The 15,398-nt window shown below is 60.9% G+C and carries 13 protein-coding genes and 1 riboswitch; of the genes, 6 read left to right on the forward strand and 7 right to left on the reverse strand.

Annotated elements, in window-relative coordinates; all coding sequences use genetic code 11:
* Positions 1 to 27 precede the first annotated feature (27 nt).
* A complete protein-coding gene (locus BFQ00_RS17540) occupies positions 28 to 1,434 on the reverse strand; it encodes an adenosylmethionine--8-amino-7-oxononanoate transaminase (RefSeq protein WP_065934234.1) in 1,407 nt (468 codons plus the stop codon).
* Between the two features lie 272 nt (positions 1,435 to 1,706).
* On the opposite strand from BFQ00_RS17540, the gene BFQ00_RS17545 reads away from it, so the two are divergent.
* Both BFQ00_RS17545 and BFQ00_RS17550 read left to right on the forward strand, forming a co-directional pair.
* Complete coding sequence (locus BFQ00_RS17545; RefSeq protein ID WP_005792225.1) at positions 1,707 to 2,258, forward strand: cytochrome b; 552 nt, start codon at positions 1,707 to 1,709, stop codon at positions 2,256 to 2,258.
* Positions 2,259 to 2,290: 32 nt separating this feature from the next.
* The gene (locus BFQ00_RS17550; protein WP_065885385.1) at positions 2,291 to 2,869 is read left to right on the forward strand and encodes a YceI family protein; all 579 of its coding nucleotides are present in this window, start codon (positions 2,291 to 2,293) and stop codon (positions 2,867 to 2,869) included.
* Between the two features lie 173 nt (positions 2,870 to 3,042).
* Here the strand turns inward: BFQ00_RS17550 and BFQ00_RS17555 are convergent, their stop codons facing one another.
* From BFQ00_RS17555 to ahcY, 5 genes are all read right to left on the reverse strand, one after another.
* The gene (locus BFQ00_RS17555; RefSeq protein ID WP_065885386.1) at positions 3,043 to 4,926 is read right to left on the reverse strand and encodes a DEAD/DEAH box helicase; all 1,884 of its coding nucleotides are present in this window, start codon (positions 4,924 to 4,926) and stop codon (positions 3,043 to 3,045) included.
* Between the two features lie 222 nt (positions 4,927 to 5,148).
* On the reverse strand, positions 5,149 to 5,952 hold the full coding sequence (locus BFQ00_RS17560) for a substrate-binding periplasmic protein (protein ID WP_065934235.1): 804 nt from the start codon (positions 5,950 to 5,952) through the stop codon (positions 5,149 to 5,151).
* Positions 5,953 to 6,015: 63 nt separating this feature from the next.
* Positions 6,016 to 7,098, reverse strand: coding sequence for a hypothetical protein (locus BFQ00_RS17565; protein WP_065934236.1), 1,083 nt, complete (start codon positions 7,096 to 7,098; stop codon positions 6,016 to 6,018).
* A gap of 93 nt (positions 7,099 to 7,191) precedes the next feature.
* Positions 7,192 to 8,037, reverse strand: coding sequence for a methylenetetrahydrofolate reductase [NAD(P)H] (metF, locus tag BFQ00_RS17570; protein ID WP_065934237.1), 846 nt, complete (start codon positions 8,035 to 8,037; stop codon positions 7,192 to 7,194).
* A gap of 172 nt (positions 8,038 to 8,209) precedes the next feature.
* On the reverse strand, positions 8,210 to 9,619 hold the full coding sequence (gene ahcY / locus BFQ00_RS17575; protein WP_065885390.1) for an adenosylhomocysteinase: 1,410 nt from the start codon (positions 9,617 to 9,619) through the stop codon (positions 8,210 to 8,212).
* Positions 9,620 to 9,640: 21 nt separating this feature from the next.
* A riboswitch (S-adenosyl-L-homocysteine riboswitch) is annotated at positions 9,641 to 9,746 on the reverse strand.
* A gap of 198 nt (positions 9,747 to 9,944) precedes the next feature.
* On the opposite strand from ahcY, the gene BFQ00_RS17580 reads away from it, so the two are divergent.
* The 3 genes from BFQ00_RS17580 to BFQ00_RS17590 all read left to right on the forward strand — a co-directional run bounded on the left by BFQ00_RS17580 (position 9,945) and on the right by BFQ00_RS17590 (position 13,337).
* A complete protein-coding gene (locus tag BFQ00_RS17580) occupies positions 9,945 to 10,349 on the forward strand; it encodes an acyl-CoA thioesterase (protein WP_065885391.1) in 405 nt (134 codons plus the stop codon).
* A gap of 178 nt (positions 10,350 to 10,527) precedes the next feature.
* Positions 10,528 to 12,378 (forward strand): patatin-like phospholipase family protein, encoded by a 1,851-nt coding sequence (locus BFQ00_RS17585; RefSeq protein WP_371914200.1) that lies wholly within the window; start codon positions 10,528 to 10,530, stop codon positions 12,376 to 12,378.
* Between the two features lie 71 nt (positions 12,379 to 12,449).
* Positions 12,450 to 13,337, forward strand: coding sequence for a formate/nitrite transporter family protein (locus tag BFQ00_RS17590; RefSeq protein ID WP_065885393.1), 888 nt, complete (start codon positions 12,450 to 12,452; stop codon positions 13,335 to 13,337).
* Here BFQ00_RS17590 and BFQ00_RS17595 read toward each other — a convergent pair.
* A complete protein-coding gene (locus BFQ00_RS17595) occupies positions 13,331 to 14,593 on the reverse strand; it encodes a cation:proton antiporter (RefSeq protein WP_065885394.1) in 1,263 nt (420 codons plus the stop codon). The two genes, BFQ00_RS17590 and BFQ00_RS17595, sit on opposite strands and share 7 nt — an antisense overlap.
* A gap of 203 nt (positions 14,594 to 14,796) precedes the next feature.
* Here BFQ00_RS17595 and BFQ00_RS17600 point away from each other — a divergent pair, with 203 nt between their 5' ends.
* Entirely contained in the window at positions 14,797 to 15,183 is a 387-nt protein-coding gene (locus BFQ00_RS17600) for an MAPEG family protein (RefSeq protein WP_065896311.1), read from the forward strand.
* Positions 15,184 to 15,398: the final 215 nt, after the last annotated feature.

Genomic DNA, 15,398 nt, shown 5'->3' on the forward strand with positions numbered 1-15,398 from the left:
AGCTCGCTCCTACAGGGATTTTGGACACTATCCCGGATCACGGAAACCTGGGTGAAAATCCTTCGGCACGGCAACGCTGACCTGGCTGTTGGTGGCGATATCGATGCCTTCACTCGCAACCTCGGCAAGGAAATCAATCTGCTCCGGGGTAATCACATACGGCGGCAGGAAATACACCACGCTGCCCAGCGGTCGCAACAACGCGCCACGTTCCAGGGCATGTTCGAACACCTTCAGGCCTCGGCGTTCCTGCCAGGGGTAGGGGGTCTTGGTCGCCTTGTCCTGCACCATCTCGATGGCCAGCACCATGCCAGTCTGGCGCACTTCCGACACGTGCGGGTGGTCCACCAGATGGGCCGTGGCGCTGCCCATGCGCTGGGCCAGGGCCTTGTTGTTTTCGATCACGTTGTCTTCTTCGAAGATATCCAGGGTCGCCAGCGCCGCCGCGCACGCCAGCGGGTTGCCGGTGTAGCTGTGGGAGTGCAGGAAGGCGCGCAGGGTCGGGTAGTCGTCGTAGAAGGCGTCGTACACGTCATCGGTGGTGACCACGGCGGCCAGCGGCAGGTAGCCGCCGGTCAGGGCCTTGGACAGGCACAGGAAATCCGGGCGGATGCCGGCCTGTTCGCAGGCGAACATGCTGCCGGTGCGGCCAAAGCCCACGGCGATTTCGTCGTGGATCAGGTGCACGCCGTAACGGTCGCAGGCTTCGCGCAGCAGTTTGAGGTACACCGGGTGATACATGCGCATGCCACCGGCGCCCTGGATCAACGGCTCGACGATCACGGCGGCGACGCTGTCGTGGTGGTCGGCCAGGGTCTGTTCCATCGCCAGGAACATCGTGCGCGAGTGTTCTTCCCAGCTCATGCCCTCGGGGCGCAGGTAGCAGTCGGGGCTCGGCACCTTGAGGGTGTCGAGCAGCAGCGCCTTGTAGGTTTCGGTGAACAGCGGCACGTCACCCACCGACATCGCGGCGATGGTTTCGCCGTGGTAGCTGTTGGTCAGGGTGACGAAGCGCTTTTTGTTAGGCAGGCCACGGTTGAGCCAGTAGTGGAAGCTCATCTTCAGCGCGACTTCGATGCACGACGAGCCATTGTCGGCGTAGAAGCAGCGAGTCAGGCCTGCGGGCGTCATGGCCACCAGGCGTTCGGACAGCTCGATCACCGGCTGGTGGCTGAAACCGGCGAGAATCACATGCTCCAGTTGGTCGACCTGGTCCTTGATGCGCTGGTTGATGCGCGGGTTGGCGTGACCGAACACGTTGACCCACCAGGAACTGACGGCATCGAGGTAGCGCTTGCCCTCGAAGTCCTCCAGCCATACGCCTTCACCGCGTTTGATCGGCACAAGGGGCAATTGCTGGTGGTCTTTCATCTGGGTGCAGGGATGCCACAGCACCGCGAGGTCGCGTTGCATCCACTGGTTATTCAAGCCCATCGGTGATCTCCTCGAAGCGGTCCTGCAACCTGCGCAGGTGAAACAATCGCGCAAGCCTATGCAATGGTGACGTGGGTCACAAGCCATTGTGGGGAAAATCGCGGTAAATGCAGGACGGTCTGTCACGTTTGTTGGGAATAGTCTTAATCCCTTGTTAACTTATGATGCATAGCCTTCAGATCGGCTTTCTCGATATTTCAAAGCAAAATTTTCCGCTTTAATTCGATAGGTAAAGCGCTAGTCTTGGGCACAGTTCTTACGGGATTAAGTACATGCAGCTACGCAACTCACCGGCCCGCTATGGCTGGGTCAGCATGGTTTTGCACTGGGGCGTGGCCCTGGTGGTGTTTGGATTGTTCGCCCTGGGCCTGTGGATGGTCGGCCTCGATTACTACAGCGCCTGGCGCAAAGACGCGCCGGACCTGCACAAGAGCATTGGCATCACGCTGTTCGCCATCATGCTGGTACGCATTGTCTGGCGCCTGGTCAGCCCGCCGCCGCCGCCGTTGGCCAGCTACAGTCGCCTGACCCGCATCGGCGCCGCGTTTGGTCACGCGTTCCTGTATCTCGGGTTGTTTGCCGTGATGATTGCCGGTTACCTGATTTCCACCGCAGACGGTGTCGGTATTCCGGTGTTTGGCCTGTTTGAAATTCCTGCCGTGGTTTCCGGTCTACCGGACCAGGCAGATACCGCCGGCTGGGTGCATTTGTACCTGGCCTGGGTGCTGGTGGTGTTCGCCGGCTTGCACGGCGTGGCGGCACTGAAACACCATTTTATCGATCGTGATGCGACCCTGACGCGAATGCTGGGGCGCAAAGCCTGATGTTCAACCTCGACTCACAAGGAATAGAAAACATGTTGAAGAAGACACTCGCCGCTTTGGCAATCGGTACCGCCCTGCTGTCTGCCGGCCAGGTAATGGCTGCTGACTACAAGATCGACAAGGAAGGCCAGCACGCCTTCATCGATTGGAAAATCAGCCACCTGGGCTACAGCTACATTTACGGTACCTTCAAGGACTGGGATGGCACCTTCAGCTGGGACGCAGCCAAGCCTGAAGCCAGCAAAATCGCCGTCGACGTGAAAACCGCCAGCCTGTGGTCCAACCACGCTGAACGTGACAAGCACATCGCCAGCAAAGACTTCATCGACGTGGCCAAGTTTGCCGACGCCAAGTTCGTGTCCACCGCCGTTAAACCCACCGGCGAAAAAACCGCTGACGTGACCGGCGACCTGACCTTCCACGGCGTGACCAAGCCGGTGACCTTCAAGGCCACCTTCAACGGTGAAGGCAAGGATCCATGGGGCGGCGAACGTGCCGGCTTCAACGCCAAGACCACGATCGACCTGAACGACTTCGGCGTGAAAGGCCCAGGCCCGACTTCGCAGACTGTCGACCTGGACATCACGCTGGAAGGCGTGAAACAGAAGTAATGCTTCGTATGTAGGAGCGAGCTTGCTCGCGACAAACGTCAACGATGACGCGTGAAACCTGGATGTACGCGGTGTCTGTGAGTGTTTCGCGAGCAAGCTCGCTCCTACAGTTTAAAAGCAAAAAAATGCCCCGTCTCGAAAGAGGCGGGGCATTTTTTATGGCGCTTTGAAACTCAGCGGTTGCGGGTCAGCAGCGCTGGTTTTTCACCACGAGGACGGCCAGGCAATTGATCCAACTGCTCGGGTGTCGGGAAGCGATCCGCTTTCGACTCCTTGTGGATAATTTTCGGCGCCGGGCCGCCGCGCGGGTTTTGCACTGCTGGCTCGGACGAACGTGGCTGCTCGTCACGGGCCGGGCGGCGGTTGTTGCTGCGCGAGTCTTCGCGACGGGCCTGACCGTCACGCGGTGCACCGTTACGCGGGCCGCTGCGCTTGGCCGGCGGCGTACCGGTGGTGCCACCGCTGCTGTTGCGCGGGCCATTCTGACGAGCGCCCTGTGGCTGGCCGCCACGTGGTGCCGCTGCGCCTGCGCCTTGTGCCGGGGCGCCTGGGCGACGGCCGCGGCCCTGTGCAGGCTTGGCCTGTGGCACGTAGTCGACGCGGTTACCGAAGTTATCCACATCGTCGTCGAGGAATTCGTCCGGGGCACGATCGGCTGCAGCACGTGGCGGCTGGCTCGGCTGGCGCTGTTCGCGGGCCGGGGTGCCTTCACGTGGCTTCTGCTCGCGGGCCGGGCGTTCGCCACGGCTGCTGGTCGCGGTTTTTTCCTTGCCCTTGTCCTTGCCCTTGTCGCGACGACCACCGCCACCACCGCCGCCGTTCGGGCCATCGCCCTTCGGACCACGTGGGTTGCGTGGGTTACGCACGTCCGGACGCTCGCGCGCTTCTGGCTTTTCGGCCTCCACGGTGCTGGCATCGAAGCCCATCAGGTCGCCGTCGGCGATTTTCTGCTTGGTCATGCGCTCGATGCTTTTGAGCAGTTTTTCTTCGTCCGGCGCGACCAGGGAAATGGCCTCGCCCGAACGACCGGCACGGCCTGTGCGGCCGATACGGTGCACGTAGTCTTCATCGACGTTTGGCAGCTCGAAGTTGACCACGTGCGGCAGTTGGTCGATGTCCAGGCCGCGAGCGGCGATATCGGTGGCGACCAGGATGCGTACGGAACCGGCCTTGAAGTCAGCCAGGGCCTTGGTGCGTGCGTTCTGGCTCTTGTTACCGTGGATGGCAACGGCGGTGAGGCCATGCTTGTCCAGGTACTCGGCCAGGCGGTTGGCGCCGTGCTTGGTGCGGGTGAACACCAGCACCTGTTCCCACGCGCCGTGGGTGATCAGGTGCGCCAGCAGCGAGCGCTTGTGGCTGGCGGCCAGACGGAAGACGCGTTGTTCGATACGCTCGACCGTGGTGTTGGGCGGCGTGACTTCGATGCGCTCCGGGTTGTGCAGCAACTTGCCGGCCAGGGCGGTGATGTCCTGGGAGAACGTTGCCGAGAACAGCAGGTTCTGACGTTTGGCCGGCAGGCGCGCGAGCACTTTTTTCACGTCATGGACAAAGCCCATGTCGAGCATGCGGTCGGCTTCGTCCAGCACGAGGATTTCCACGTGGGACAAATCGACGCTGCCCTGGCCGCACAGGTCGAGCAAACGACCCGGGCATGCCACCAGCACGTCGACACCACGGGACATGGCCTGAACCTGAGGGTTCATGCCGACGCCGCCGAAGATGCAGGCGCTGACGAACTTCAAGTCGCGGGCATACAGCTTGAAGCTGTCGTGCACTTGGGCGGCGAGTTCGCGGGTGGGGGTCAGGACCAGTACGCGTGGTTGGCGCGGGCCGTGACGCTGGGATTTGTCCGGGTGACCGTTGGGGAACAACCGCTCCAGAATCGGGAGGGCGAAACCACCGGTTTTACCGGTACCTGTCTGCGCCGCAACCATCAGGTCGCGACCTTGCAACACGGCGGGAATGGCCCGCTGTTGCACCGGAGTAGGCTCGGTATAGCCCGCTGCCTCGATGGCGCGGACTAAAGCCTCGGAGAGACCGAGGGAAGCAAAGGACATGAGTAATCCTGTTTTAGTTAGGGCTTGGCCCAAAGGGATAATCTTGCCGGGCGTGAATGGCGCTTAGGGGAGCGTAATCCCGTCCGGTCCTGCTGTGTCTGGCGGGCACTCCACCGGCTCGCGCGGGCTGCAAAGCTGCGCTGTAGCGGGGTTGGGTGCCTTTTTCAAGACCCGAGCGGCCGGGCGTAAGCCTGGCGGAAAGGCCGGAGTATAACAGAGCAATCACTGTACGCTGCTTTCCTGCTGCTCAACGGTGTAATCGAACGCGTTGATCGGGGTCGTTTGTGCCTGGATACCGCCGTATTTGGCGCTCAACGCGGCATAGGCCGGCTCTTGCTTGAAGCGCCTGAGCTCGGCGGCGAAGCGCTGGACCAGCAAATCCATGCCCGCACCACGGCGCACGGCAAGAAACTGCGGCTGGCGGCTGACCACCACGGGCGCCTGGCTGACCTTGCCCTCCAGGCCCAATTGTTTGATCAGGTGCTGCCCCACGCGACGGTCAGTGACCACCATGTCGATGCGCCCCAGCATGAGCTTGCCGAAGTTGGCTTCATGGCTGGGGCCCGGTTCACGCGCGAAAGCGTTGGAGGCACTGAATGCCTCGCCATACAGGTAACCGGGCGAGACGCCGACGGTCAGGCCGCGCAGGTCGTCAAGGGTTTCGGCGGGGTGAGGGCGCTCGTTGGCATAGAACAGCACGAACTCGACCGCCGACAAGGGTTCGCTGGGGTAGAGCAGCAAGGCGTCGCGCTCGTGGCTGTGGAAAATATCCAGCGCGCCGTCGGCGTGGCCCTGGTCGAGCATGGCCAGGCAACGCTTCCAGGGCAGGAACTGCCATTGCACATCCACACCGAGGCGCTGGAACACGACCACCGTGGTTTCATAGTCCAGGCCACGCATGGTGCCGTTGTCGTCGTAGACATAGGGCGCCCATGGCTCGGTGACAATGCGCAATTTCTCGCCATGGGCCGCCAGGCTCAGGCAAGTGAAAAGCGCAGCGATCAACAACTTGAAAGTGACGGGCATACCCGGAGGTTACGACGCTCCCGGCATAAAGAGAAGCTCTGGCACGCGCTTTGGCGGGCGGGCTTATTTTGCCGGTGCGTCCATCAGGTGGGCATGGATCGCGGCACGGCGCTCGCCGAGAATCAGGCGCACCACCGGGTTGGCGAACCAGTGTTCGAGTTGGTGCGCGTCAATCGGACGCTGCTGGCGCTCTTCCTGGTTTTGTCGCGCCTTGTCCCACCAAACCGGGCCACAGGCCTGGTCGAACTCGTTTTCGTGTTCATAGCAACCGTAGAGAATCTCGCGGATGAACTGCTGCTGGTGCCTGGGCAGCAACAGGGTAATCAGCTTGTACAGCGTGCGCTGCAAACGCGGCGGGCGCGGCAGGTGGGCGGAGACCTGGCGCGTGTCGGCCAGGGCCAGCGCACTGGTGGGCGCGGCGGCGTGCTTGGCGATCCAGGCCTTGACCTTGGCGCGAAACAGCTGCTTGCGGCTCCAGTAATGGTGGATCAGGTCCGGACACTCGCGCACGTTGAGCGTGCGATAGGCGGCGATGGACAGGCAGAACTCTTCCAGGGTGTAGGCGCCCTGGGCATGGGGGAACAGTTCATCCATCAACTCGATGGAACGGTCGAGGATGTGCGCGTCCTGTTGGGTCAGGCCCATCACGCCGGAGTTGAGGGTCATCATGTCGTCATCGGCCACGCCCATGTCGAGCAGGCGCTGGTGAAGCGCGGTGTAGAGAATGCTTTCGTGGTTGTCGCCGTACCGGGTGTAGAAGGCGTTGCACAGCAGCGTGCCCGGCTGCATGCGCTCGAACAAGGCCAGGGGGGAGCGGTGAAAAAACGTGTCGGTGTCGATCAGCAGCGCCACCGGCGATTCCTGCAGCACCTGGCGCAGCACCACGTGCTTGGTGCGAAAGTGATAACCGTGGGGTTCGCTCCAGCGTTTGCGGGTGGCTTCGTCCAGGGGGCGCACGCTTACCGGCAGCAGGCGATAGGGTTCGGGGTTGTCGCTGAATACCTGGATGTCCACGGCCGCATCGGGGTCGTCTTGCAGGAAGGCCAACGCGCTGGCGATGCTGAATACCGCTTCCTGGTGATAGGTCTCGGCGCCGAAGACCAGGTAGACCAGTTGCGGACGGGAAGTGGAAGGCACTGTATTCATGGACTGCGGGGTTCCCCTTGGATACCTGAAACGACAACGTAAAACGACAAAGGCCCTCGTCTGAACGAGGGCCTTGGCACCACCGGACAAGCCTTAGCGTGGCAGCTTGAGGTTGTTCCAGACGGCCAGGCTGGGTTCAGCCTGGTTCAGGGTATAGAAGTGCAACCCTGGCGCGCCACCTTGCAACAATTGCTCACACATCTCGGTGATGACCTGCTCACCGAACGCCTGGATGCTTTTGACGTCGTCGCCATAGGCTTCCAGCTGCTTGCGCACCCAGCGTGGAATCTCGGCACCGCAGGCGTCGGAGAAGCGCGCCAGCTTGCTGTAGTTGGTGATCGGCATGATGCCCGGCACGATCGGGATGTTCACCCCCATGGCCTGTATACGTTCGACGAAGTAGAAGTAGCTGTCGGCGTTGAAGAAGTACTGGGTGATCGCGCTGTTGGCGCCGGCATTGGCCTTGCGCACGAAGTTCTTGAGATCGTCTTCGAAATTGCGCGCCTGGGGGTGCATCTCCGGGTATGCGGCCACTTCGACATGGAAGTGATCGCCGCTTTCTTCGCGGATGAAGCTCACCAGGTCGTTGGCGTAGCGCAGCTCACCGCTGGCCATGCCCATGCCGGACGGCAGGTCGCCACGCAGGGCCACGATGCGCTTGATGCCGGCGGCCTTGTATTGGGTCAGCAGGCCGCGCAGGTCGGCTTTGCTGTCGCCCACGCACGACAAGTGCGGAGCGGCGGGAACGTTGACTTCACTTTCCAGCTGCAACACGGTGTTGATCGTGCGGTCACGGGTCGAACCGCCGGCGCCGTAAGTGCAGGAGAAGAAGTCGGGGTTGTAGCTGGCCAGCACCTTGGCGGTGGCCATCAGTTTTTCATGCCCAGCATCGGTCTTGGTCGGGAAGAACTCGAAGCTGTAGCGACGGTCTTGGGACATGGTAATACCCTTTGAAACTCGGAAGCCGACTGTGCAACCCACCTGCACTGTAGGAGCGAGCTTGCTCGCGAAGAACCTGAGAGCGCCGCTGTAAACCAGAAGCGCTGCGTCATCGTTGGCGTTCTTCGCGAGCAAGCTCGCTCCTACAGGTAGAGCAGGTGGAGCTGATTACTTAGTAACGATAAGCGTGCGGCTTGAACGGACCTTCAACGGTCACGCCGATGTAGTCGGCCTGGGTCTTGGTCAGTTGGGTCACAACGCCGCCGAAACCGCGAACCATTTCCAGGGCCACTTCTTCGTCGAGTTTCTTCGGCAGTACTTCCACGGTCAGGCGCTCGGCTTTCTGGGCGGGCGACAGGTCGGCGTACTTCTGCTGGAACAGGAAGATCTGCGCCAGTACCTGGTTGGCGAACGAGCCATCCATGATGCGGCTTGGGTGACCGGTGGCGTTGCCCAGGTTAACCAGGCGGCCTTCGGCCAGCAGGATCAGGTAGTCATCGTTCTGCGGGTCGAAATCGCCGGCGCCGGTACGGTGAACCTTGTGGACCTGCGGCTTCACTTCTTCCCATGCCCAGTGCTTGCGCATGAAAGCGGTGTCGATTTCGTTGTCGAAGTGACCGATGTTGCAGACCACTGCGCGTTTTTTCAGGGCCTTGAGCATGTTCGCGTCACAGACATTCACGTTGCCGGTGGTGGTGACGATCAGGTCGATCTTGCCCAGCAAGGCCTTGTCGATGCTCGCTTCGGTGCCGTCGTTGATGCCGTCGATGAACGGCGACACCAGTTCGAAACCGTCCATGCAGGCTTGCATGGCGCAGATCGGGTCAACTTCAGACACCTTGACGATCATGCCTTCCTGGCGCAGGGACTGGGACGAACCCTTGCCCACGTCGCCGTAGCCGATCACCAGGGCTTGCTTGCCCGACAGCAGGTGGTCGGTGCCGCGCTTGATCGCATCGTTCAGGCTGTGACGGCAGCCGTACTTGTTGTCGTTCTTGCTCTTGGTCACCGAGTCGTTGACGTTGATGGCCGGGATTTTCAGCTCGCCCTTGGCCAGCATGTCCAGCAGACGGTGCACGCCGGTGGTGGTTTCTTCGGTCACGCCGTGGACGCGGTCGAGAATCTGCGGGTATTTCTTGTGCAGCAGCTCGGTCAGGTCGCCGCCGTCGTCAAGGATCATGTTGGCATCCCAAGGCGCGCCGTCCTTGAGGATGGTTTGCTCCAGGCACCACTCGTACTCTTCTTCGGTTTCGCCTTTCCAGGCGAATACCGGGATACCGGCGGCGGCGATAGCGGCAGCCGCCTGGTCCTGGGTCGAGAAGATGTTGCACGACGACCAACGCACTTCGGCACCCAGGGCAACCAGGGTTTCGATCAGCACGGCGGTCTGGATGGTCATGTGGATGCAGCCGAGAATCTTCGCGCCCTTGAGCGGCTGCTCAGCGGCGTACTTGCGGCGCAGGCCCATCAGGGCTGGCATTTCGGATTCGGCGATAAAGGTTTCGCGACGGCCCCAGGCGGCGAGGGACATGTCGGCGACTTTGTAGTCGGTGAAATCTGCAGGCGTGTTGACAGCGCTCATGAAGAGCCTCCATTCGTAGTGTGCGAATGGGCGCCGTTGTGCGTTTAGTATCCAGCTGCAAGACCAGGCCGGACAACGCCCCATCCGAGCCTGACAGGCCAAGCCTGCTGCAGCGCCCCTCGGACAGGTGGCGGGAGAACGGTATCAACTGAAGATGACCGTTTTGAAACGGGGGCGATTATAGCCGTGTATGCGGCACTTCCCAAGCCTTTCCGTCGGCGGCATGAAGATCGCTCATGGGGGTGATAGCCAATGGCTCATAGAGCTTGGCTCCGGGCTCTGCCATGATGTTACCCATCATTTCGCAAGACGCTTTGGAGTGACCATGAACTTCCACACCCGCAAATGGGTAAAACCCGAAGACCTAAACCCCAACGGCACCCTGTTCGGTGGCAGCCTGCTGCGCTGGATCGACGAAGAAGCGGCTATCTACGCGATCGTGCAATTGGGTAACCAGCGCGTCGTGACCAAGTACATTTCCGAAATCAACTTTGTCAGCGCCTCGCGCCAGGGCGATATCATCGAGCTGGGCATCACCGCCACCGAGTTCGGGCGTACCTCCATCACCCTCACGTGTGAAGTGCGCAACAAGATCACCCGCAAGAGCATCCTGACCGTGGAGAAAATGGTCTTCGTCAACCTCGGTGAAGATGGCCTGCCGGCGCCCCATGGTCGCACTGAAATCAGATACGTGAAGGATCAGTTCAAGGAAGACAGTCTGTCCGAGTGACGACGTAGCGGTGTGATTTGCTTTACCAAATCATTCCGTACGGATCGTCACGAGACGCTTTCATCACTCAGGCTCACACCCTATGGAGAGCCTGTGTATGCAAGTGTTCAGTTCAAGTGCCCGGATTCAGCACTCATTGGATAACGAGGTCAAGCCAGCGGCCACGCCCGGCGCCAAGATGCCTCTGCTGGAGGGGGTGGGCGAGCGCAATGTGACGCTGCTGCGTGATGACCGGGGACGGGTCGAAGTGATTTTGTCGGCGGCGCCTGCCACCAGCCTGGTGCTCAGCGGCGGAGGAGCCAAGGGCATCGCTTTTTCGGGGGTGGTGCAGGCCCTTGAGCAGGCGGGAAAGCTGCAAGGCATCCAATTGGCTTGCGGCTCATCCGCCGGCGCGATTTCGGCGGCGTTGATCGCCAGTGGCTTGGGGGCGGCAGCCTTCGACAGGTTATGCGATAGCATTGATCTGCCGAGCCTGCTCAACAGCACGGATACCGTGACGGCGTGGATGCAGGACGCCAGTAGCACACTCGGCACACTCATCGGCCGCTTGCCCGGCCCCGTCGGCCATGTGTCTCAGTTATTGGTGACATTGTTGCCGCGCCTGCAAACTGAAGCCTGTCCTCTGGAGGAAATGATCCGAAATGAGTCGCGTCGGTCGCTGCTTGCGCATATCGCGCAAAGCCCTCGGGACACCCGGCCCGCGCAAGTGATGAAGATTGCCGACAAGTTGAGTGCCGGCAGCGCACCGACGTTCGGTGACCTTGAGGTGTTGAACCGGTATATCCCCGCGATCAAGCAACTGAGTATCACCGGCACCGGTATGTTTGCCGAGCGCCCGCAGTTGGTGGTGTTCAATGCCGATTTGACCCCACAGATGGACATCGCTCGGGCGGCGCATATTTCCGGTTCCTTGCCGGTGGTGTTCAAAAGCCCCGTGGAACAAGGTCATGGCTTCCAGGCCTCAGGTGAAATCACCGCCTTCAAGGACGGTGGCTTATTGCTCAATACCCCGGCGCCGGGAGTGGTGCACAGGTCATTTCCCGATAGCCCCTTGAACAAGCCTGAAGCGTTGATCGTCAAGTTTGAGTCCAGCACCAGCGAGACACCGGCGCGAAGTGGCAGCTTTCTCAGCAGTGTGGCCGATCGCGTCACCGGTGTTGCGCATTCGGCCGCTGAAGCCTTCCAGGAGAAAAAGCTCGAAGCGTTTGCCGATCAAGTCGTCACACTGCCGCTGAAGACCGAAAAAGGTGATTTTCGTGGCCTGCTCGGCGGCACCGTCAACTTCATTATGCAGGATGAGCACAAGCAACATTTGCAGGCCAAGGCGCGTCAAGCGGTGGAGATGCATTTGGAACGCCGCTCCACAGCCCTTGAGCATCATGGGTTTCAAAGCCTGCATGACGCGGTGCTGGCCATGGATGATCGACTGCTCGCCAGCGTTCAGTCGGTGCTGCAAAAAGATGCGGCCGCCGTAGATGTACTGACGTTCAGAAGCAACGCGCAGCAGGCGTTGCAAGCCTTGGATCAGGCGATCACCGAAGCGAATCAGGCCCACGATGCGTTGATGTTTACGCCGCAAATCTCATCAGCGCTGCGCAACCTGGATGCCCTTGTACAACGGCCTGAGCAAATCGACTGGTTGGCAGGGCGACTCAATGGCGCCGATCAGCGCAACTTTCAGCAATTGCTGCAAATGGCGGCCAGGCAGGTCGCAGGCAGTGCGCCGCCGGTGTCCAAAGTCCTGGTCGGCGCTGTCGCCCAGATGGGTGTGCGCGATATTGCGATCAAGGCAGACAACTTCACACGGGAGGTGATCTACCCTTCGTTGTTTCGGCCCGGCCAACCCGAGGCCAATGTCGAACTGCTCCATCGTACGGCTCAAGACTTGGGGTGGGCTGCCACGCCCAACGAGTTCAATCGTGTGCTCGACACCCTCGGCGAGCGCTATAGCGCACGTAATAAACCATGGGATAAAGCGTCCGGTTCGACCACGGTGCAAATGGCCAGGGCCTGGAGGATTCCGGTTTAGTTGCGGGGCCACTGAACAGGTACGGTGGCCGCGTGTCGTAGCTACACGCCCCCCTTGGACTCCGGATAATCATGGCCACCGACGAAGCAGGTAAAACCCCCAATCTGTCGCAGGAAGAACAGCAGGACGTAGACGAAAACCAGCCGCCCCGCGCGGCGGTGCTGCACGAAATCATCCGTACCCAGGGCGACCAGGAGCTGGAGCGCAGCGTCGCGGCGTTGTGGTGGTCTGCGCTGGCTGCCGGCCTGACCATGGGCTTGTCGCTGATGGCCATGGGATTGCTCAATTCGCGCCTGCCGGACGGCGAAGCGTTCAAGGTCATCGCCAGCTTTGGTTATTGCGCCGGTTTCCTCGCGGTGATCCTTGCGCGCCAGCAACTGTTTACCGAAAACACCCTCACCGCCGTGTTGCCGGTGATGAGCAAGCCGACCCTGGCCAATGCCGGGCGCCTGTTGCGACTGTGGGCGGTGGTGCTGGTGGGCAACCTGTGTGGCACCCTGCTGGTGGCCTACGTGATGCTGCACCTGCCGATATTCGACACCAAGACCGACATGGCCTTCCTCGAAATCGGACGCAAGATCATGGAAAACGACGCCGGCCAGATGTTCGCCAAAGGCATCGTCTCCGGCTGGATGATCGCCACCATGGTGTGGATGATTCCGTCGATGGAAAGCGCCAAGATGTGGATCATCATTCTGATCACCTACCTGATGGCGCTGGGCGATTTCACCCACATCGTGGTGGGCTCGGCGGAAGTGTCATACCTGGTGTTTGCCGGTGAATTGTCGTGGCATGACTTCTGGCTGGTATTTGCCGGCCCCACCCTGGCCGGCAATATCATCGGTGGCAGCTTTATCTTTGCGTTGATCAGCCATGCACAGATTCGCAGTGAGGGCAGCTTGCCGGGCAAGAAGGCTGCGGACCCGAGGCATCCGCAGCAGGTCGACAAGGATCAGTGATGTTCTTCGGCCGTGGCCTCGGGTTCGCCCCGGGTCACGCGCTTGACCAGTTTGCCGATGCTCAGGCCCTGGAGCAGGATCGACGATAGCACCACGATATAGGTGATGCTCAGCAGCAGGTCGCGTTCCGGGCCCAGCGGCAATGCCAGGGCCAGCGCTACCGAGACGCCGCCGCGCAACCCGCCCCAGGTGAGGATGCGGATAGTGCCGCGCGGGACCGTGCGCCAGCGTCGCAGCAGGAGGATCGCCGGGGCCACGGTCAGCAGGCGTGACAGCAGGATCGCCACCGCCAGCAAGCTGGCCGCCAATACGTGCAGCCAGTTGAAGGGCAACAGCAGCAGTTCCATGCCGATCAGTGCGAACAGCAAGGCGTTGAGCATGTCGTCGAGCAACTCCCAGAAACCATCCAGATAGCGCCGCGTCATGTCGTTCATCGCCAGCTTGCGCCCCAGGTTGCCGATGATCAGGCCGGCCACCACCATCGCAATCGGTGCCGAGACGTGCAACTCGGTGGCCATCGCCGAGCCGCCGATCACCAGCGCCAGGGTCAGCATGACTTCGATCTGGTGTTGTTCGATGCTCTTGATCATCAGGTACACGAGGTAACCGATCAGTCCGCCGAATACCACGCCGCCAATCGCCTCATGGGCGAACAGCATTGCGGTGGCGCCCAGGGTCGGTGTTTCACCCAACTGCGCGATGCCCAGCAGCACGGTAAACACCACCACCGCTGTGCCGTCGTTGAACAGCGACTCGCCGACGATAGTGGTTTTCAGCGGCTTCGACGCATTGGCGGTACGCAGCACACCCAGCACCGCAATCGGGTCGGTGGGCGAGATCAGCGCGCCGAACAGCAGGCAGTACAGGAAGCTCACGTGCCAGCCGAACAGGGCAAAAATGTAGTACGCCAGGCTGCCGATCACGACGGTGGCGATCAAGACGCCAAAGGTCGCCAACAGGCCGATGGGCCAGCGGTAGCTGCGCAGGTCGCTCAAGTTGACGTGCAACGCGCCGGCGAACAGCAGGAACGAGAGCATCCAGTTCATCAGCAAATCGCCGAAGTCGATCTGGCCGATCAGTTGCTGGATGCGTTCCTCCAGGCCCGGGTAGCCGATGAAACTGAGGCCTTGCAGGAGCAGCGAAAACAGCAGCGCAGTGACCATCACGCCGATGGTTGGCGGCAGGCCGATGAAACGGAAGTTCACATAGGTGAGCAGGGTGGTGAGGCAAATGAAGGCGGCAACAAGTTCAAGCATCCGGGGTCCTTGGGGCGGGGAAGTAGAGGCGCACAGCGTGCGTCGCGAAGTCGTTTGGTATAAGAAGTCGTTTAGTATAAACAGGTGCAATTACCTGAAAGAACCTTTCGGCCGGTCACGGCTCATAGCTTGTGGGTGGGGCTGATTGGCACATGGGTGATGAAGCTTTGACTGCCTTGATAAATCTTAAAAGGGAATGACTGATGACAGTGGCTTTCTGGTGTGTGTTGATTGCGATCTTTCTGCCGTACCTGTGTACGGGTGTGGCCAAGTTCAGCGAGGGCAGGTTTGAGCTGCGGCATAACCGCGACCCGCGCGCGTTTCTGGACACGGTCGGAGGCGTTGCCAAGCGTGCCCACAATGCGCAGCTCAATAGCTTTGAAGTGACCCCGGCCTTTGCGGCGGCGGTGATTATCGCCCACTTGGCCGGTACGGCCGAGTTGGTGACGATCAATGTGCTGGCGGTGCTGTTTATCACCAGCCGCCTGCTGTACATCATTTGCTACCTGGCGGACTGGGCGATGTTGCGTTCGCTGGTGTGGATTGTGGGGATGGCGCTGATTGCGAGTTTCTTCTTTGTTTCGATCTGAAGCCTGACGCGGAATCTTGCGGGAGGGGGCTGGCCGCAATGCCAGTCGGTTAAGCGCAGATCCCCTGTGGGAGGGGGCTGGCCCCCGATGGCGGCCTCTGGGCCGACCAGGGTGTTGGATTAGATCGAGTACATATCCGTTTCTGCGGTAACGGCCACTTAGGGTTCCGCCCTGACGGCGGCTCACTTTTGAAAAGCGCAAAAGTAAGCAAAACG

Source organism: Pseudomonas sp. 28 E 9 (assembly GCF_900004785.1).
Taxonomy (GTDB): domain Bacteria; phylum Pseudomonadota; class Gammaproteobacteria; order Pseudomonadales; family Pseudomonadaceae; genus Aquipseudomonas; species Aquipseudomonas orientalis_A.